General features: G+C 70.5%; 13 protein-coding genes. 2 read left to right on the forward strand and 11 right to left on the reverse strand.

Going from position 1 to position 17,679, the window contains the following annotated elements; genetic code table 11:
• Window positions 1–676 precede the first annotated feature (676 nt).
• The 8 genes from KF823_12760 to KF823_12795 form a co-directional block, all read right to left on the reverse strand.
• Window positions 677–1,984: a hypothetical protein gene (locus KF823_12760; protein ID MBX3726774.1), complete on the reverse strand. Its 1,308-nt coding sequence runs from the start codon at window positions 1,982–1,984 to the stop codon at window positions 677–679.
• 762 nt (window positions 1,985–2,746) lie between these two features.
• Window positions 2,747–5,830 (reverse strand): EAL domain-containing protein, encoded by a 3,084-nt coding sequence (locus KF823_12765; GenBank protein MBX3726775.1) that lies wholly within the window; start codon window positions 5,828–5,830, stop codon window positions 2,747–2,749.
• Window positions 5,827–6,207 (reverse strand): response regulator, encoded by a 381-nt coding sequence (locus tag KF823_12770; GenBank protein ID MBX3726776.1) that lies wholly within the window; start codon window positions 6,205–6,207, stop codon window positions 5,827–5,829. Before KF823_12770 ends, KF823_12765 begins: the two co-directional genes overlap by 4 nt.
• Window positions 6,207–7,679: a PAS domain S-box protein gene (locus KF823_12775; protein ID MBX3726777.1), complete on the reverse strand. Its 1,473-nt coding sequence runs from the start codon at window positions 7,677–7,679 to the stop codon at window positions 6,207–6,209. The genes KF823_12770 and KF823_12775 overlap by 1 nt, the downstream gene beginning before the upstream one ends.
• Before the next feature lie 168 nt (window positions 7,680–7,847).
• Window positions 7,848–8,450: a hypothetical protein gene (locus KF823_12780; protein ID MBX3726778.1), complete on the reverse strand. Its 603-nt coding sequence runs from the start codon at window positions 8,448–8,450 to the stop codon at window positions 7,848–7,850.
• A 174-nt stretch (window positions 8,451–8,624) separates the two neighbouring features.
• On the reverse strand, window positions 8,625–9,029 hold the full coding sequence (locus tag KF823_12785; protein MBX3726779.1) for a VOC family protein: 405 nt from the start codon (window positions 9,027–9,029) through the stop codon (window positions 8,625–8,627).
• Complete coding sequence (locus tag KF823_12790) at window positions 9,026–10,378, reverse strand: hypothetical protein (protein MBX3726780.1); 1,353 nt, start codon at window positions 10,376–10,378, stop codon at window positions 9,026–9,028. Before KF823_12790 ends, KF823_12785 begins: the two co-directional genes overlap by 4 nt.
• Before the next feature lie 107 nt (window positions 10,379–10,485).
• Window positions 10,486–11,121 (reverse strand): glutathione S-transferase family protein, encoded by a 636-nt coding sequence (locus KF823_12795; protein MBX3726781.1) that lies wholly within the window; start codon window positions 11,119–11,121, stop codon window positions 10,486–10,488.
• A 93-nt stretch (window positions 11,122–11,214) separates the two neighbouring features.
• Here KF823_12795 and KF823_12800 point away from each other — a divergent pair, with 93 nt between their 5' ends.
• Window positions 11,215–12,201 carry a transcriptional regulator gene (locus KF823_12800; GenBank protein ID MBX3726782.1) on the forward strand — a complete coding sequence of 329 codons (987 nt, stop codon included), beginning with the start codon at window positions 11,215–11,217 and terminating at the stop codon, window positions 12,199–12,201.
• Window positions 12,202–12,391: 190 nt separating this feature from the next.
• Here the strand turns inward: KF823_12800 and KF823_12805 are convergent, their stop codons facing one another.
• Window positions 12,392–13,201, reverse strand: coding sequence for a hypothetical protein (locus tag KF823_12805; GenBank protein ID MBX3726783.1), 810 nt, complete (start codon window positions 13,199–13,201; stop codon window positions 12,392–12,394).
• A gap of 644 nt (window positions 13,202–13,845) precedes the next feature.
• Here KF823_12805 and KF823_12810 point away from each other — a divergent pair.
• Window positions 13,846–15,018: a right-handed parallel beta-helix repeat-containing protein gene (locus tag KF823_12810; protein MBX3726784.1), complete on the forward strand. Its 1,173-nt coding sequence runs from the start codon at window positions 13,846–13,848 to the stop codon at window positions 15,016–15,018.
• Window positions 15,019–15,165: 147 nt separating this feature from the next.
• Here the strand turns inward: KF823_12810 and KF823_12815 are convergent, their stop codons facing one another.
• Together KF823_12815 and KF823_12820 are read right to left on the reverse strand one after the other, a co-directional pair.
• Window positions 15,166–15,990, reverse strand: a complete 825-nt coding sequence (locus KF823_12815) for a trypsin-like serine protease (GenBank protein MBX3726785.1) — start codon at window positions 15,988–15,990, stop codon at window positions 15,166–15,168.
• Window positions 15,991–16,040: 50 nt separating this feature from the next.
• Window positions 16,041–17,165 (reverse strand): acyltransferase family protein, encoded by a 1,125-nt coding sequence (locus tag KF823_12820; GenBank protein ID MBX3726786.1) that lies wholly within the window; start codon window positions 17,163–17,165, stop codon window positions 16,041–16,043.
• Between the last annotated feature and the right edge of the window lie 514 nt (window positions 17,166–17,679).

The following is a 17,679-nucleotide window of genomic DNA, read 5'->3' on the forward strand; positions in this document are numbered from 1 at the left end:
GTTTCCCTGCTCAATCACATCCGAATGGAGGCCACGTCGCGAGCCGGGCGCAGTCGCCGGCAAGGACTGCCTCTCCCCTTCCCTTCGGGAAGGGACCGGGGGGCCGGATCGGGTAGCGCACCCGTGCACACACACGCGCATGCGGAACCAGCCTCCCACCCGGCTGCGCACGCAAGCTACGGGGCATATGGCCCGGAAGACATTCCCTGCTCAGTACGCCTGTCGGGAGTCGTACCTCAGCGCGACGGCCGTGCCGACCCCCTGGGAGGCGCCCGCCGCCAGTGCGACGGCGCCGCACGTCGCCCCTCCCTCGCCATGCGACCTGATTGGCGTCGTGTCCCAGCCCTCTGCCAGGCGGCGTTTCGCCAGTGCGACGGCACCGCACTTCTCCCCTCCCCCGCCTGCGGGGGAGGGGCGGGGGAGAGGGGAGCACAGCGCGTTCCAAATCGGGCACCCCGAGTCCCGAGTCCCGAATCCCGAGTCCCGAGCTTCATCTGCGGTGTCGATCCGTCCTCCGCCAAGACCTGGCGCGAACGTCTCACCGGCTCATCGAGGGGACGGCGCGACCGAGGCCCGGCAAGCTGGCAATGCCGGACACCGGCCACCGCCAGGTGACCGTCGCGATCGCCGCCATCCGATCCGCCGGACCGGGCCAGCACGGCAACGACCCCTGCACTCAGTCTTCGAAGCCGGCGAACAGCAGGCGGTCCTCGTCGTGCTCGAAGGCGCCGATATCGACCTCGAGGCCCGAGGCGCGCGGCACGCCGTCCAGGTCGATGGTCGGCGCGGCCCATCCGATGATCGGCGTGCCGGCGTCGTGGCCCAGCGAGCCGGACCGCAACCGGTGATCGCCACGAGAGTAGGCCACGAAGCCCGGGTCAATATCCGTCAGATTGGTGTCCGGAAACGGTGGCGTCGGTGCCGCATCGGTCCCGTTCCGGACGATGATGTTGTTGTGCCAATGAATGAAGCTGGACGGACCTATGCCGAATCCGCTGTGGCCGGTGATTGTGTTCCAACCGACCCGTGGCGGGGTCGCCCCGGCGCCCGCCACGACCAGGCCGGTGCCGCCACCGGTTATCAGGTTGCCCACGATTCGCATCGGCACGCTCTGGACATCGCTGACGACCGCACGAAGCTGCAGGGCCTGGCCATTGTCCGAAAGCCGATTGCGCTCAAAGGCGATTTCGGAGTTGCCGTGCACCTGAAGATCGACAACGGTCTGCTGGGACGTGGCGTCGACATTGTCCTCGAAACGGTTCCCTTCGATGCCCAGGCGAGCGTTCAGGGCATAGGCCTGCAGGGCCAGCGTTCTGTTCGCGCCGCCGGGCGCGACCCGGTTGCGTGCGAACACCGAGTCGCGAAGGTCCACTCGGGAGCCGAACCGCAAGGACAGGTAGACCGCGCCGTGGGCCGGTTGCGAATCGGCGGTGACGTTGTTCTCCTCGAAGTGGGCCCGCTCGATGGTCAGCCGCGCGTTTTCGACCAGGGCCGCGAAGAATCCGACGCCGGCATTGGTTCCTGAGCCGCCGGTCAGTCGGACCTGGTTCAGGGCGACCCGCACGTCCAGGAACTCGGCCGATGCGGTTTGCTGCGCCAGCAGCCCAACCCCCGCGCCCGTCGCGTCCTCGAGGAACCCCCCGGTGATGGACATGCCGGATACGGTCAGGCGCGACGACCCGCTCAGCACCGCCTCCAACGCGCGGCCCGCGGCGAGCGCAACCAGCTGGGTGTTGGCGGGATCGACGGTGCGCTGGGCGAAACCGGGATGCCACCCACCACTCAACTCGATGGTGCCCAGGGGGAGCGTCACCACCGGGCGCTCGAAGTAGACGCCCTGCCTGATCCGGATCTCGTGGTTGCCGCCATTGAGCGCCAGCGCCGCATTGATGGCGGACTGGATGCTGGCGTGACTGCCGCCCGCACCGACCGTGAACACGTCGGCGCCGGCCCAGCCGGGAAGCAGGACCAGCCCCAGGAGCATCGTCCATCGATGCGCGGCATGCCTGGGCACCGGGCGCCCTGAGCCGGGTCGGGAGGCAGGAGCCACAGGCTGGGCATTCGGGTCGCCGGTCGGCATGGGATTCCCACCTGTTCGTTTCGTGGCAACGTGCCTTTTCGCGCAGCCTACCGGGATGGAAGATGCCGTCAAGCACCGATTGCGTACGGGGCGGCCTTCCGGGGCTGGCCTGCGTTGGCGCGCCACCGTCCCGTTGCCGGCGGCCCGGCCTGGACCCTCGCCCCACGCGCCGACGGGGGGATGGATGCACAAGGCGATCCGCGACGCGATGACTCCTGGACCCGTGGCGCCACGCGCAGGCGCCTTCGCTCAGCACGATGGCGGGCACACGGGTCAGGCGCCGCCAAGGCCCGGCGCCAGGCAACGGACATGCCGCCGTCCGGACCGTCACGCCCGGCACACTGCGCAGGTGCACCGCCGGACCGGTCGGGCCAATGCCCATGGCCGCTCGGCACAGCGCGACCCAGCCTTGGAAACCAAGCGCACGCCCGGGCACCCCCGACTCAGGGACGCCGGCCTCCACGCGGGCACCGCTGCCGGGCAAGGGCGCTGCTGGCGCAACGTCGCGGCGCGCTCGCGACTGCCGACGCACGCGTCAGGGCGGGGCCAGGCGCAACAGGCGCCCCTCGACCAGCACCAGAAGGCCGTCTCCTGTCTGGTGGTAGCCGAAGCGACGGTCGCCGCAGTCGACGCGGTGCCGGGCGGCCTCCGCGCCGATCCGGGGGCTTATCCCGCGCCCGCCTCGCGCGGAAGCAACCGACCCGCATGCAGCACCGGTCCGATCTGGTCCGGCGGCACCGGCCGCAGGTACAGGAAGCCCTGCGCCTGCTCGCAGCCAAGCCGCAGAAGCATTCGCGACTGTTCGAGCGTCTCGACACCCTCGGCGATCACCTGCAGCCGCAGCGCCTGGGCCAGCGCAAGGATCGTCGTGACGATGGCGACGCCCTCGGGCCCGGCGCCCATGTCGTTGACGAAGGCCCGGTCGATCTTCAGCGCGTTCACCGGCAACCGGGCGATATAGGACAACGAGCAGTAACCGGTGCCGAAGTCGTCGATCGACAGGTGTACGCCGGCCTCCCGGATCCTGCCCAGCGTCTGCACGCTGCGTCCGACGTCGGCCATGATCAGCGACTCGGTGAGCTCCAGCTCCAGCTCGGCCGCCGGGGCGCCCGCCACCAGGTCGATGACCAGTTGCGCGAAGCCGGGATCGTTGAACTGCAGGGCCGACACGTTCACCGCCACCCGCGGCGGAGCAAGGCCGGCCTGTCGCCAGCGGGCCTGGTCGGCCAGCGCCCGTTGCAGCGCCCAGCGGCCGACCGCGCCGATCAGGCCGGTCTCTTCCAGAATCGGGATGAACCGGCCCGGCGGGACCAGCCCAAGTTCCGGGTCCTGCCAGCGGATCAGCGCCTCCAGCCCGGTCACCCGGCCATCGTCCAGACGCACCTTGGGCTGGTAATGCAGCACGAACTCCTCGCGTTCCAGGGCGCGGCGCAACCGGCTTTCCAGGGCCAGCGCCTCTGCGGCCCGGGCGTTCAACGCCGGGGAATAGAACAGGCTGGGCACCATCGCCTGCTTGGCGCCACGCAGGGCCGCCTCGGCGTTGCCCAGCAGCGCCTCGGCATCATCGCCATCGCCGGGGTGCACCGCGACGCCGGCCCGGCAGCCGATGCGCAGTTCCTCGCCGGCGACCAGGAACGGTGCCTTGAAGCACTGCCCCAGGACGGCCTCGATCCAGCGCGCCACACCCTCAACGGAATCCTCCACCGCCAGCAGTAGCGCGAACACGTCGATGCCGATCCGTGCCGCCGACGCGCGGGTGTCGCGCAGCCTCACGGCCACCTGGCGCAGCAGTTCGTCGCCCGCGCCGCGGCCGACGGTGTCGTTGATGCGGCGGAACCGCTCCAGGTCGAAGAACACAACGGCCAGGGTCTCGCCCTCGGCCAGACCGTTCTCCAGGCGCTGACCGACGCGCTCGGTGAACAGGCTGCGATTGGCCAGTCCGGTGAGCGGGTCGTAGTTGGCCAGGAACTCGATGTGCTCGGCCTTGCTCAGGTGCTCGAGCGCCAGCGAGATGTCGCTGGCCAGGTCGAGCAGCAGCTTCATCTCCTGGGTGTCGAAGTAGCCTGGCTGGTCCGAGCTCAGCACCAGCAGGGCGACCACCCGGCCACCGCTGTGCAGGGGCAGCACCGCCAGCGAGCGCGAGCGCGTGATGAGTTCGCGGTGACGGCGGCCGATGCGCGGGTCGTCGCGCGCCTCGTCGACCACCACCGGTGAGCCCTCGCGCAGCGCTTCGGCGATCAGGCCCTGGCCTTCCTCGAAATCGGCATTGATCGCGAGTTGCAGGCGGGGGAAATAGGCGCCGTCCTCGCCGCGCGCGGCGCAGACCTCCAACGGCTGCGGACCCTCGCCGACCGCGCACACCCAGGCCTTGGCGAATCCGCCGACCTCGACGGCGATCCGGCACGATTCACGGAACAGGTCCTCGCGCGGCGGCATCCGCACGATGAGGGTGTTGATGCCGCTCAGCACCGAGTGGACGCGGTTGAGGTTGCGGAAGCGGCGCTCGGCGCGCTTCTGGTCGGTCACGTCCTGCAAGGTGTGGAACCAGCGGGTCGGTCCGTCGCCGCCGTCGATAGGAAGCGGTTCGGTGACCTGGCGCATGTCGGCCCAGTCCCCGCCGCGCCGCATCCGGAACTCGAACTCGGCATTGCGATTGCCGTTCGCATAGCCCTGGATGGCCCGACGGTAGCCCTCGCGATCGTCGGGATGGACCAGGGCCAGCCATTGGCGGACGTCGCGCGGCACGTCGGTGGGCGCGACGCCCAGCAGGGTAGGCATGCTCTCCGACCAGCTCAGGAAGGCGCCATCAGAACCGCTGATGACGTGGGCCAGATGGGCCAGGCCCTGCGCCCGGCGCAAGCCCGCCTCGCTGCTGACCAGCGCCTGCTCGGCCTTCAGGCGTTCGCTGATGTCGCGCAGGAAGGCGGTGAACAGGCGGCCCTGGGAGGTCTGCAGCTTGGAGAACGAGGCCTCGACCGGGAACTCGCTGCCGTCGCTGCGCAGCGCCCAGACCCAGCGACCGCCCATGCGCCGACCCGGCGTGGGATCGCGCACGAAGGCGTCCAGATGGCCCGGATGCGCCGCGCGGAAACGCGGCGGCATGAAATCGGTGACCGGCCTGCCCAACGCCTGCTCGGGCGGGCACCGGAACATCTCGGCGGCCGCCGCGTTGAAAAGCACCACCCGGTGCGATTCGTCGAGGGCGACGATGGCATCCATCGCCGTCTCGACCAGCCCCGACAGGCGGGCCTCCACGTGCAGCATCCCGGCGTAAGCCTGTTCCAGCTCCTGGCTCTTCGCCTCCAGCTTGCGGATCAGGGTCTCGCTGTACTGCTGCATCACCGGCGCCTGGACCTCGGGCGGCAGGTTGCCGACCACCGCCCGGCCGCGCTGGCCGGCCGCGGCGATGGCCGCCAGCAGGCGGGCCACCGGCGCCGGCTTGTGGATGTAGGCGTCCGCACCGGCACTTTCGGCCAGGCTGCGGTCGGCGGGGGAGTTGTAGGTGCTGGTGTACAGGACGAAGGGCAGCGATTGCCAGCGTGGGTCGCGACGCACCTCCAGGCACAAGCGGAAGCCGTCCATCTGCGGCATCAGGATGTCGGAGATCACTCCGTCGACGGGCCCGGCGTCCAGCGCGCGCAGGGCCGCGATGCCGTGCTCCGCCTCGACCACTTCGACATCCTCGCCTTCGAGCTGCGCGCGCAGCAGGCGCAGGTTGATGTCGCTGTCGTCGACGATGAGCAGCTTCATGGCACCTCCTGTGGTGCCGCGAAGGCCGCCACGTCGTCGGCGAACCGGCGGGTGTCGATCGGCTTGCTGAGGAAGCCGTCGCAGCCGGCATCCAGGGCGCGGGCGACGTCCTCCTTCATGGCCAGCGCCGAGAGTGCGACGATGCGCAACCCGGCATGGCGGGCGTCGCCGCGCAACAGCCGCACCAGACTCAGGCCATCCATCCCGGGCAGGGAAATGTCCATGAGCACGAGGTCGGGCCGGCTGCTCGCCAGGACCTCCTGCGCCTGTCCGGCATCGACCGCGGTCAGCACCTGGTGGCCCGCCAGCTCCAGCACCTGCCGGGCCAGCTTCAGGTTGATGGCGTTGTCGTCGACGATCAGGACGGTGAGGGACATCAGCCACCGCCTCCGCCCGATGTGACCTCCACGGACAGCGGAAGCTCGACGGTGAACACGCTGCCCTGGCCCAGGGTGCTGGCCACACCGATGGTGCCGCCCTGGAACTCGACCAGGCGGCGGGTCAGGGCCAGGCCCAGCCCGGTCCCCTGGTAGCGCCGCGCGGCGCCGGTGTCGAGCTGCTGGAAGTCCACGAACAGGCGGTCGATATCCTGTTCGGCGATGCCGATCCCGGTATCGCGCACCGCCAGGCGCAGGCGCCCGCCCGGCAGTCGCTGCGCCCGCACCTCGATGCGGCCACCGGCGTCGGTGAATTTGGCGGCGTTGGACAGCAGGTTGTGCAGCATGCGCTTGAACTTGTGAAGGTCCAGGTGCACGGTGCCCAGCGAAGGATCGATCTGCACCGCCACGGCGATGCCCTTCTCCTGCGTCATCGGCGCGACCACCGCGGCCACGTCGGCGACCGCCGCGCCGAGGTCGAAATCCTGGGGAAACAGCTCGAGCTTTCCGGCCTCGATCTTGGACAGGTCGAGCAGGTCGTTGATCAGGTGCAGCAGGTGCTGGCCGCTCTTCAGGATGTCGTCCAGGAAGTCCTTCTGGCGAGGCGTCAGGGGACCGGCCTTTTCGTCGACCAGCAGCTCGGAAAAGCCGATGATGCCGTTCAGCGGCGTGCGCAGCTCGTGCGACATGCTGGCCAGGAACTCGCTCTTCATCCGATTGGCCTGCTGCAGGCGCTGCTCGATGCGCTTGCGCTCGGTGATGTCGCGCACCGCGCCGGAAACCAGCGTGCCGTCCTCGGTCTCCAGTGGGCTGAGGCTGATCTCGACCGGGAATTCGGTGCCGTCCTTGCGCTGGCCGTAGAGCTCCAGTCCGGCGCCCATCGGCCGCACCCGGGGGTTGTCCAGGAAGCGCTGGCGATGCGGCGGATGGCCGTCGCGGAAGCGTGCGGGCAGCAGCACCTCGACCGGTCGGCCGACCAGTTCGTCGCGCGCATAGCCGAACAGCGCCTCGGTCTGGCCGTTGACGATCACGATGCGGCCGTCGCGGTCGACGATGACGATGGCGTCCGGCGCGGACTCCAGCAGGCCACGGAACTTCTGCTCGGCCTTGCGGCGCTCGCCGACATCGCGGATCGCGCTCAGCGCCAGCACCTCACCGTCCAGATGGACCGGGCTGAGACTGACCTCCACCGGGAATTCGCTGCCGTCCTTGCGCAGCCCCTGCAGGGACTGGCCAGCGCCCATGGTGCGCGAGTGCGGCAGATCGAAGTACCCGGCGCGGTGTCCGGCATGAAGGGTGCGGAAGCGCTCGGGGAGCAGCATCTCGACCGGCCGGCCGTCGAGCTCGCCGCGGTCGTAGCCGAACTGGCGCTCGGCCAGACCGTTGGCGAACACCACAAGGCCCTGCCGGTCGACCATCACGATCCCGTCGGGCATCGACTCCAGCAACTCGCCGAACCGCCGTCTCACCATGCGTCGCGCCGCTCCATCCGGGGCGGTGGGATCGGGGTTCCGGCACCCTGGTTCGCGCCGCGCACCCCGGGTCTCCACGATGCGAAGGAGTATACGCCGCCCTCAGGATCCGCCAACCCCCTCGCGGCAGGGCCAGCCGGCGGCGCACCCCGCTACCGATGTTCGGCCTCAGGGACCCAGCCGCAGCAGGCGGCCGCCGACCACCGCCAGCAGCTCGTCGCCCACCCGGTGATAGTCGAAGCGCGCCTCACCGCAGTCCACGCGCAAGGTGGTGACCTGGGCAGGCAGCCCCAGCGCGGCGGCGCGGGACTCGGCCTGTGCCGCCGGCGAGTCCGGCAGCGCAACCAGCACCGCCGCGGCGCGCGGCTGCTGCAGCCATTGATAGCTCGCGCGCCGGCAGCCGAGCGGGCTCGGTGCCTGCACCCGGTGGCGGTCGAAGCGTACCCGTGCGCCGAGCAGACCCAACGGGGCCGGCGCCGGGTCCGCGGTGGCCAGCGTCCAGGGCGGAGCGAGTTCCTGGACGACCTGCCATTCGCCCTGCCCACCGCGGCCATGCAGCGTGGCCCAGGCGATCACGAACGGCACCAGGGCGAGCCCCAGCAAGGCCAGGTTGGCCAGGCGCCGCTTGCGGCCCTCGCGGGTCGGGGCCAGGCTGCGCGACAGGCGGCCCGGCAGGGTCCGCGCCACTTCGGTGGAGCGTGCGATCGACGCCGCCAGCCGCCGCATCTGCGGGCTCGGCTCGGGCGGCGGCCTGGGCGGCTGTCTGTCCATGGGCGAAGACCATGTTCGCACGCATGGCGCTTGGCTGTGGGACGCGGTGCCGGCCACGCCACTGCCGCCGCCGCTGGCGCCTCTTGGCGCCGGTCGCCGGTCGCCGGTCGTCCGGTGCTGCTCGCTGGTCGCTGATCGCCAGAGACCCCACCTGGTCTGCCGTTTGGCAGGCGCTCAGCCCGCGATTTCGTCGTAGCCCCGACCCAGGAACTGGATCAGACAGAAACCATGGCCGAACGGATCGGCCAGCAGGGCCAGGCGCCCCCAGCGTTGCTCCGCCACCGGCCGCTCCAGGCGGGCGCCCGCAGCCAGTGCGCGGGCCAGGGCCGCATCCAGATCCTCGACCGCGATGTCCAGGTGCACGGGTGTCCAGTGCCGGGCGTAGTCGCGCATCGCACCACCCTCCGGCACGGCCGCCGAGCCGGCAGCCTTGGCCAGCAGGTAGACCGGCGCCGGGCCGCCCAGCAGTTCCAGCGCGTCGTCACCGAAGCGCCGCCCCGGCCGCAGGCCGAACGCGGCGGTGTAGAAGCGCTCGGCGCGCGGCAGGTCGTCGACGTCGATGTTGATGAGCAGGTTCATCGGCGGCCCCGAGACCGCGCTGCATCGGCGCGACGTAGAGCGCGAGCCGCGGCGACCAGGAACGCCAGGCCCACCAGAACCTGCAGGGCAAGCACCAGCCAAACCACCCTGGGCGTCGCGCCAGCCAGCCCCGGCTGCACGGTCGCGATGCCGGTCGCTGCGGGTTGGGTGAAGTTGTAGAGCATCGCTGACTCGCCCAGCAGCGCCGCATGCCTTCGGTCCGACAGCAACCAGGGGACCAGGAGGCGCCCATTCGGAAGCGGCCAGGCCGCGGCGACCGCTTGCAGCGCCAGAGGACGTGCCAGGTCGCCGCGACCTGAGCTCCGGGCTGCGCCAATTCCGAAGGCAGAAGCCGCGGTTCCACGGCCCAGAAGTATCGGCCCGGAGTCGATGTCGCCCTCTTCGGTCGATGGATCGCCGGAACGGAACTCCCGGAATCCGCTCAGCCAGCGGTCCGCCTGCCAGTGCTCGCGCTCGTGCGCCGACATCCATGTTTGGGCCTGGCCCGGCCAGAGGAACGGCGCGTGATGCAGCAACCAGGAGTTCGCCGATCCGCGGACGGTGGTCGGCCGCGCTGGTGCATCTCCGAACCACGCATAGGGTGGAAGGTCACCGCTGGGCGCCATCGCCCCTATGAATCCCCGCATGCCTTCGCGAACCTGTTCGCGATGATCGGTGCCCAGCAGCGGATCGGCGCGCAGGATGGCGTGCCATGCCGCAGCCACATCGGCGGGAAAGGTCTGTCCGGGGTAATCCGCCAAAAGTCCGGTCTCGGCAGCGGCGAGCTCGGCAGCGAGACCGGTGACCTGGTCGTGAAGCAGTTGCCCGTGTGGCGAGGATCCCAGGATCCGCCATTGGCTCGCGAGGCCGTCGATCAACAGCATCCGATAGAACACGTTTTCCTGGCGGAGATAGCGGTCCGCCCCCCAATGCAGCTTCACCCAGTGCGCCTGGGCCTGATCGGCCAACAGGGCAGCAGCCGCATTGACCGCGGCCCGCGCATATTGCGCTGGCGGATCGCCCTCCGACTTCTCCAGCCAGGCAACCTGGAGGTTGTCGGTTGCGCGTAGGTAGTACATCGCCGAGAACAGCGGCCATTCCGTGCCGCTGATGTCGTGGATCGAAAGCATCGTCGCCTGCTTCCGGGACAACCGATCCTCCGCCCAGTTCGCGAACGCCGGCGACAGGGCACGGTGCCATCGGGCCGCCTGCCCGGCCGGCGCCGGACCGCCCAGTGCAGGATCGCGCAATGCCAGCACTAGCTCCCCTGCCGGCCACAGGAAAAAGAGCCCGGACGCCGAAAGCACCAGGGCACCGGCAGCCGAGACCAGCAATCCTCTGTTCATCATGGCTGCAACGTTAGCTCAGGCCGCAGCCGAACAGTCTGCAACTGGACGGCGCCAGGTTCGGTTCCCTGGGTCACAGCCAGCCTCAGGACGGCAGCTGGCCGATCGACTCACCCCGCGCCTTCCATACTTGCCGCCAGCGCGGCATCCAGCTCTCTCGCCCGCACCACGGCCGGATGCGCGGCGACGCGCTCGATGTAGGCGGTGATGGCCGGCAGCCTGGGGACGATGCCGAATTCCGTGGTCCAGGCCAGGGCGGTGCCCCAGAGCAGGTCGGCGGCAGTCAGCGTGTCGCCCAGCAGGTAGTCGGCCCGGGACAGCTGGGCCACCAGGGTGTCGATCACGGTGTCGTAGTCGCGGTAGGGCGAGGTGGCCGGGTCCAGCGGCTCGCGCTTGAAGGCATGGTCGACCACGGCCGGCTCGAAGCAGGCCCCGTAGAAGGCCAGCCAGCGCAGGTAGGGGCCGCGCGCCGGGTCGTCGAACGCGGGTGCCAGGCGGGCCTCCGGGAAGCGATCGGCCAGGTAGATCGTGATGGCGACCTGTTCGGTGATCACCGCCTCGCCGTGCACCAGGGTCGGCAGCTTGCCCAGCGGATTGAGCGCCAGGAAGTCCGGGCTGCGGTTCTCGCCCCTGGCGAAGTCGAGGACCTTCACCTGGTAGGGCACGCCCAGTGCCTCGAGCAGGACGCGACTGCCGGCCGAGCGCGACCTGGGGTTGTGAAACAGGGTGATGGCGGGCATGTCCATGGCGACTCCTGGAGGGTGGGAACGGGAGGGATGCGGCGTGCAGACAAGGTAGCCGACATTGCGGACAGTTTCTGTCCTCGATAGGCTGGCCGCGTGCTTTCCACCTCCGCCCGCCTGCTGCGCCTGGCCAGCCTGCTGCAATCGCGGCGGCACTGGCCCGGCCAGGCGCTGGCCGAGCGCCTGGGCGTCGATGCCCGCACGGTCCGCCGCGACATCGAGCGGCTGCGCGAGCTGGGCTATCCGGTCGAGGCCTCGTCCGGCGTCGGCGGCGGCTACGCGCTGGGCCGCGGCGCGGCATTGCCGCCGCTGGTGCTGGACGACGAGGAAGCCGTGGCGCTGGCGCTCGCCCTGCGCGCCGCCAGTGCCGAGGTCGGTGGCATCGAGGCCACGGCGCTGCAGCTGATGGCCAAGCTCGAGCAACTGATGCCCACGCGCCTGCGTCGCCGCGCCTCGGCCCTGCACGCGGTCACGCTGTCGCTGCGCACCGGCTCGCCGCTGGTCGACGCCAACCTGCTCAGCGTACTGGCCACCGCCTGCCGCGACTGCTGCAGCCTGCACTTCGGCTATCGCAACCACCAGGGCGAGGCCAGCCGGCGCAGCGTGCAACCGCTGCGCCTGGCCAACTACGGCCGCCGCTGGTACCTGATCGCCTGGGACACCGACCGCGACGACTGGCGCAGCTTCCGGGTCGACCGCCTGGACGGCCGACCGCGCATCGGCGCGCAGTTCGCACCGCGCCCGGTGCCGCCTGACGTCATGGCGCGCCTGGAGCGCGGCATCGCCTACACGCCCTTTTCCTGCCGCATCACCCTGCGCCTTCCGGGCAGCGTCGCCGACCTGCAGGCGTCCCTGCCGGTCTGGTGCGGCGTGCTGGAACCGGAAACCGACACCCACAGCCTGCTGCGCATGGGCGCCGATTCCCCGGACGCCCTGCTCGCCCAGGTGGTGATGCTGGGTCGCGACGTCGAGGTCGTGGAAGGCCAGGAGCTGGTGCCGCGGATGCAGGAGGTGTTGCAGCGCACGACAAAGGCCCTCCACTCCGGAGGGGGTCAAGGTCGGCGTTCAGCCGGCAGGAAATAGATCCGACTGTCTTGCTGGCCGGTGGCTGGCGCTGCCGGCGTCGCCGCGCCCGCATCGCAGCGAAAGGCCGGCCGGTCCCGGGAGACGATCCAGCGAACTGCGGCGTCGCGCCGACATGGCATGCGCGCATCGCCGCACAAGTCTTGCGCAGCTGGCGGTGGAACCTGCCCGCCTTCGTGGTGGCTGCCACCTATCCGGCGGTCGGACACAGGAAGAGGCTGACGTACCACGGCGTGAGCTGGCTGCTGGCGCGCTGCTCGAAGGCCACGCCCGACGCCTCCTCGGCGATCGCCGTGACTGCGGGTGCGTATTCGAACTCCGGGTGATCGAAATTGAAGGTCGCGGAGTAGCCGTGCTTGCGGTACCCGGGGTGGGCATTGACCAGTGCCGGCAACTCACGAACCCGGACGCGGCCACTCGTTTCCCTGCGCAAGGCGGCAGCTACGATCTCGGCCTGCGCACTTGCCACTGCGCCCGAACCCACGCACCAGAAGACATCCAGGTCGATATCCGCCAGCCGGCCACGGGCCGACGATGCCGGCGCCGCCCGGGCCCGGTTGAACGCCTCCTCCGAGACGACCTTCTGACTTGCGTCGAACGCGCTCAGGGCATTGACCTGGGCAACGATGGCCTGATCGCCACTGGCCATGAGCAGGGCACGCATGCGCTCCCTGGCCGGCTCGGCGGTCATCACCTCGACCAGGACCAGCGTCAGCTCCCGCCGCTGCGGTCCCGAAGTCGATGTGTCGCGCATCGCCTCCAGCACCTCCGAGTAGACCTCCTTGAGGGTGGCGTACTGGTGGCGCCGCTCTTCGAGCTGCTGGGTTGCCACGGCGATCTCGGCCCGCGTGCGCTCCACCTCGGCCTTCACGCCGTCCAGGAGACTGAGCGTCTGCTTGTAGCGGTGGTCGTTCCAGAGCGTTCCGAGTCCGACGATCGCCGAAACGATCGCGGCAAGGATCGCCAGCGAGCCTGCCTTTTGTATGTCACCTGCGCTCATGGGTGCCCGAATGTCCCTGGTCGATTCCTGATGGGAGGAAGCAGTGGCGGATTTCTCCCACGCCGGGACCTGAGTGGCGCTGTGTCGCAGCTCAGGATCGGGGGCCAAGGGCCAGGACCCGGTGTTCAGTGAGCAGAGCGCGCTGTGCTCCCCTCTCCCTGTGGGAGAGGGGCCGGGGGGAGAGGGTCGGGGCTGGCCATGATCTGCATCGTTGCCGGCCCGGCGGCGTGCGCTGGCCCGGGCGGCCCTCTCCCCCGCCCCTCCCCCGCAGGCGGGGGAGGGGAGAAGTGCGGTTCCGTCGCACGGGCGGCAACGCTTGGCAGGGGCTGAGAGACGACGCCAATCAGGACGCGGGAACGGGGCCGGGGCCAGCCGGGCCGAACCAGGGACCGAACGGTCGAACGGAACGATCGTACGCGGCCAGGATCGCTTTCCCGCAACGTGAGCTGTTCCTGGGCCTTCGGGTCCATTCGGGGCCGGCCCTTTCCCGATCCCGGGACGATGACTTCCTGATCCTGCAACTTCGGCACCCGCCAGCTCCGTCGAGGCGGGGCGCCGCAGCGCTCTGGAGACCTCTTTCGCGCTGCCAGGGCGCTTGGCACAGGGCTTGCGGCGTCGGCTGCAACGCCACCAGAAGCCACTCCATGTCGCAGCCCACGCACACCCCGTCCTTGCTTGCCCCGTCGCTGCTGGCGGCCCTGCTCGTCACTGCCGCCCTGCCGGCGACAGCCGCGACCTTCGTCGTCACCAGCACCGCCGACGCGGGGCCGGGCAGCCTGCGCGAAGCGATAGTGCTGGCCAACGGCGCTGCCGGCGCCGATGTGATCGAGATCCAGGCGACCGGAACGATCGTGCTGGAAAGTCCGCTGCCGGTGCTGAGCGAATCGGTCGGGGTGTTCGGCCCCGGCAGCCACCTGCTGGTCATCGATGCCGATGCCGGCCAGCGCCACTTTCGCCTGGGTGGACCGGTCGGATCGGTCTACCAGCTCCAGGATTTGAGCCTGCGCAACGGACATGCGGAATCCGGTGGCTCGGTACTCGTGCTTGCCAACTCCAGCCTTGACGTCCAGCGCTGCGTGTTCGAGAACAACCGCTCCGATTCCGAGGGTGGCGCTATCGCGGCCTATGGCCCGCTGCAGATGTCCGACACCCTGGTGCGCGGCAACGAAGCGCCATTCGGCGGCGGCGTCTTCGTCCGCGGCGCCGGCCACGAACTGAAGCGGTCGACGTTCGCGCTCAACAGCGCCCAGTTTGGTGGCGGCATCTACCTGGACAATGCCGGCGAACTGGAAGTGGAGAACAGCACGGTGGTCGGCAACACCGCCACGACCGGCGGCGGTGGCATCTACGTGTCCGGCGGCCTGGCCGCGATTTCGCACGTCACCCTGGTCGACAACATCGCCGACAGTGGCGCCGGACTGGCCCGCATCGGCGGCAACTTCACGACGATGGCCAACAACATCCTGGCCGACAACACGACGGCCGGCGGCTCACCCGCCAACTGCGCCAACGTCACCGGTTCCAGCGGCGGCAACCTGTCCTCCGACGCGTCCTGCCTGTTCAACGAGCCGACCGACCTGGTCAACACCGATCCGGAACTCGACGCATTGGCCGACAACGGCGGCCCGACGCCGACGATGCGCCCGCGCCCCGGCAGCCCGGCGATCGATGGCGGCGTGTTCGGCTTCTGCGCCAGCCGTGACCAGCGCGACCTGACGCGTCCGGAATCGCCTGGCGGCGACTGCGATCGCGGCGCCGTAGAAATCCATGCCTCCGATCACGACGTCCTGTTCACCGACGGTTTCGAGGGCGGCTGAGCGCAGGAGCGGCAGGCACGGAAAGCGCCAGGGAGGCTGCCGCGCTTCCCTGCGGTGCGGGCGCGGTCGACACGACCAGTCGCCCGGAGGGCGCGGCCGCGAGGGTTCTGGCCAGGTTGCACGGCGGCGCGATGCCGCCAGCCCCCCTCAGTCCTCGTCTGCCGGCGCCGCGCCCGTCATGAGGTCGATCCACGCCAGATAGTGGCCCAGTCGCACGTTGCAGGAGGTCTGGCCGTAGCGTCCCGGGCGGGCTGTGCGGATATCGCCCGGCACGAACTTCCAGGCCGCCAGGCCGGCCAGCTGCCACTGCCCGCCTGCCTGGATCAGGACCGGACCGCCGCTGTCGCCGTTGCCGGTTGTGCCTTCAAGTGGCAGACCGGCCGGGGGCGCGTCGAACACGTAACAGAACCAGCGCTCGTGGGCACTGCTTACGGTGTTGTAGGCGCGCCGCAACTGCGTGCGGTTCGGTCCCCTGCGGTCGTGGCCGGTGGCACCGTCGCCGGTGGCGCCCTTGCCGATGATCCGCACGGTCTGGCCGTGTTCGTCGCGACCGCGGTACAGGCCCACCGGCTCGACGTCATCGACCGGTTCGACCAGGCTGACCAGGGCCAGGTCGTCGGTGGTGGCCAGGAACGCCACCAGCAGGACGCCCTCGCCGCTGGCCAGGGCCTGGTCGATCATCGACTGCGGCGGCGTCGCGTAGCCTGGGTGCACGACCACGCGGTCCACCGCCCGGCGCCTGCCGTTGAGTTCGACATGGCCCAGCGTGGCGGGATGGGCGATCGTGTGGGCAGCGGTCAGCACCCACTGCGGGGCGATCAGCACGCCCTGCCCCTCTCCGGGCATGTCGACCAGGGCCGGGAACTCCGCGGCTGGGATCCGGTACGCGGCATCCTCGACATCGTGCCGGATCACGACTGCGCTGGCGGCGGAGGAAACGGCGAGCAGGGCGAGCAACGCGAGTCGGAGCATGGCAGTGGCCTTGAAGGGATGGGCAGGAGGATGCATGTGCACCGGCAAAGTCAGCCCACGAAGCGCCGCAGCCGGCTATGCCGTACCAGCCCCTGGTAGCCGAGCAGGCAGACGGTCAAGGTGCCGGTGACCGCGGCAAGGTACTTGAGCGGCCAGGGCCAGGCCAGGTCCATCAGCAGATACTGCAGGGCGAACAGCACCGGCAGGTGCAACAGGTAGGTCCAGTAGGCGCCCTGGGCCAGGTAGCGCAGCACGGTGTTCGGACGGTCCAGCCAGCGCCGGCCGGCGAGCAGGCACAGCACGGTCAGCCACACCGCCAGGCAGGCTTCCAGCGCGGCAACGACCCACGACGCGGTCGGGTGGGCCGGGCCGGGCGGCTCGGCGGACAGACGCCAGAGGAAGGCGAGGTAGAAGGCGATGCTGCCCACCAGCAACCAGGGCGCCAGCGGACTGCAGCGGTCGAGCCAGACGGGCCGTCCGTGGAGCTGGGCGCCCCAGGCGTAGAAGCCGCCATAGAAGGCGATCGCCCAGAACTGCGGCACCAGGCTCTCGGGCGCCGGGTGCGGCGCGCTCACGAAGGCCAGCGCCGGGACCAGGAGCAGCGGCATTCCGAGCAGCAGCCAGGCCGGGTGCCGAGCGACCAGCCATGCGCCGATCCGGCCCAGGCTTAGCGTGCGCAGGGCCCAGTGCAGCACGCCGAACAGCAGCAGGTAGTACAGGAACCACAGGTGCGCGGTGCCCGGCGGCGGACGCGGGACATCGGCCATCAGCAACCACGGGCCGATCATGGCGAGCAGCGGCGAGGGATGCTGCACGTTCGCCGCCGCCCATTCGGTGCTGGCCGACAGCGACCACCAGACCAGCGGCCAGGCGACCAGGAACGGCACCAGGATGCGCCGCACCCGCTGGCGCGCCAGCGCCGCGCCGCCGCGCCGGGCGAGGATCCAGGCGGCGAAGAAGCCGGCGACCAGGAAGAACAGCGGCATGCGCACCAGGTGCAGGCCCCAGACGACGGCATCGACGCCGGCGCTGGCCTGGCGGTCGGCCAGCGGCCAGAAGCCGTGCATCAGCGGGCTGTAGGCCAGGGCCGCGTGGAACAGCACGCCGGCCAGCATGGCGAGCGCGCGCAGGTGGTCCATGTAGTGCAACCGGTCGGACGTGTCGAGGTGGGTCATGGTCGGGGCTCCGCGGCAATCCTGGTCAGCGTGGCGTCCCGGCGCGCGTGGCCCGGGACAGGTAGGGACACTGGGCAAGGCGGGGCGGTGTATCGGCACCCATCGAGCGCAGTGCAATCGGCTCCCCTCTCCTTGCGGGAGACCATCGGGCGCAGCGCGATCTGCTCCCCTCTCCCCCAGGGAGAGGGGCCGGGGGAGGGGCGGCACTTGCCCTGATCCGCCTCGTGGCCGCTCCTGGCGCGCGCGCTGGCCCGGCTGCCCTCTCCCCCGCCCCTCCCCCGCAGGCGGGGGAGGGGAGAAGTGCGGTGCCGCCGCACGGCCCGGAGGGGAGAAGTGCGGGGCCGCCGCACGGCCCGGAGGGGAGAAGTGCGGTGCCGCCGCACGGCCCGGAGGGGAGAAGTGCGGTGCCACCGCAGGGCCGGGAGGGGCGAAGTGCGGAGCCGTCGCAGGGTCGGACGCGCCTGGGCGGGAGGCGCGGCCTGGCGATGCGCGTTTGGCGGCGGTGCCGGCAGTC

It is taken from the genome of Lysobacterales bacterium (genome assembly GCA_019634735.1).
In the GTDB taxonomy this organism is placed as follows: Bacteria; Pseudomonadota; Gammaproteobacteria; order Xanthomonadales; family UBA2363; genus Pseudofulvimonas.

Coding starts and splice junctions, on each gene's coding strand:
- KF823_12760 (MBX3726774.1), bottom strand. CDS start 1,984: ATGCTCCTGGGGCTGGTCCTGCTTCCCGGCTGGGCCGGCGCCGACGTG.
- KF823_12765 (MBX3726775.1), bottom strand. CDS start 5,830: ATGAAGCTGCTCATCGTCGACGACAGCGACATCAACCTGCGCCTGCTG.
- KF823_12770 (MBX3726776.1), bottom strand. CDS start 6,207: ATGTCCCTCACCGTCCTGATCGTCGACGACAACGCCATCAACCTGAAG.
- KF823_12775 (MBX3726777.1), bottom strand. CDS start 7,679: ATGGTGAGACGGCGGTTCGGCGAGTTGCTGGAGTCGATGCCCGACGGG.
- KF823_12780 (MBX3726778.1), bottom strand. CDS start 8,450: ATGGACAGACAGCCGCCCAGGCCGCCGCCCGAGCCGAGCCCGCAGATG.
- KF823_12785 (MBX3726779.1), bottom strand. CDS start 9,029: ATGAACCTGCTCATCAACATCGACGTCGACGACCTGCCGCGCGCCGAG.
- KF823_12790 (MBX3726780.1), bottom strand. CDS start 10,378: ATGATGAACAGAGGATTGCTGGTCTCGGCTGCCGGTGCCCTGGTGCTT.
- KF823_12795 (MBX3726781.1), bottom strand. CDS start 11,121: ATGGACATGCCCGCCATCACCCTGTTTCACAACCCCAGGTCGCGCTCG.
- KF823_12805 (MBX3726783.1), bottom strand. CDS start 13,201: ATGAGCGCAGGTGACATACAAAAGGCAGGCTCGCTGGCGATCCTTGCC.
- KF823_12810 (MBX3726784.1), top strand. CDS start 13,846: ATGTCGCAGCCCACGCACACCCCGTCCTTGCTTGCCCCGTCGCTGCTG.
- KF823_12815 (MBX3726785.1), bottom strand. CDS start 15,990: ATGCTCCGACTCGCGTTGCTCGCCCTGCTCGCCGTTTCCTCCGCCGCC.
- KF823_12820 (MBX3726786.1), bottom strand. CDS start 17,165: ATGACCCACCTCGACACGTCCGACCGGTTGCACTACATGGACCACCTG.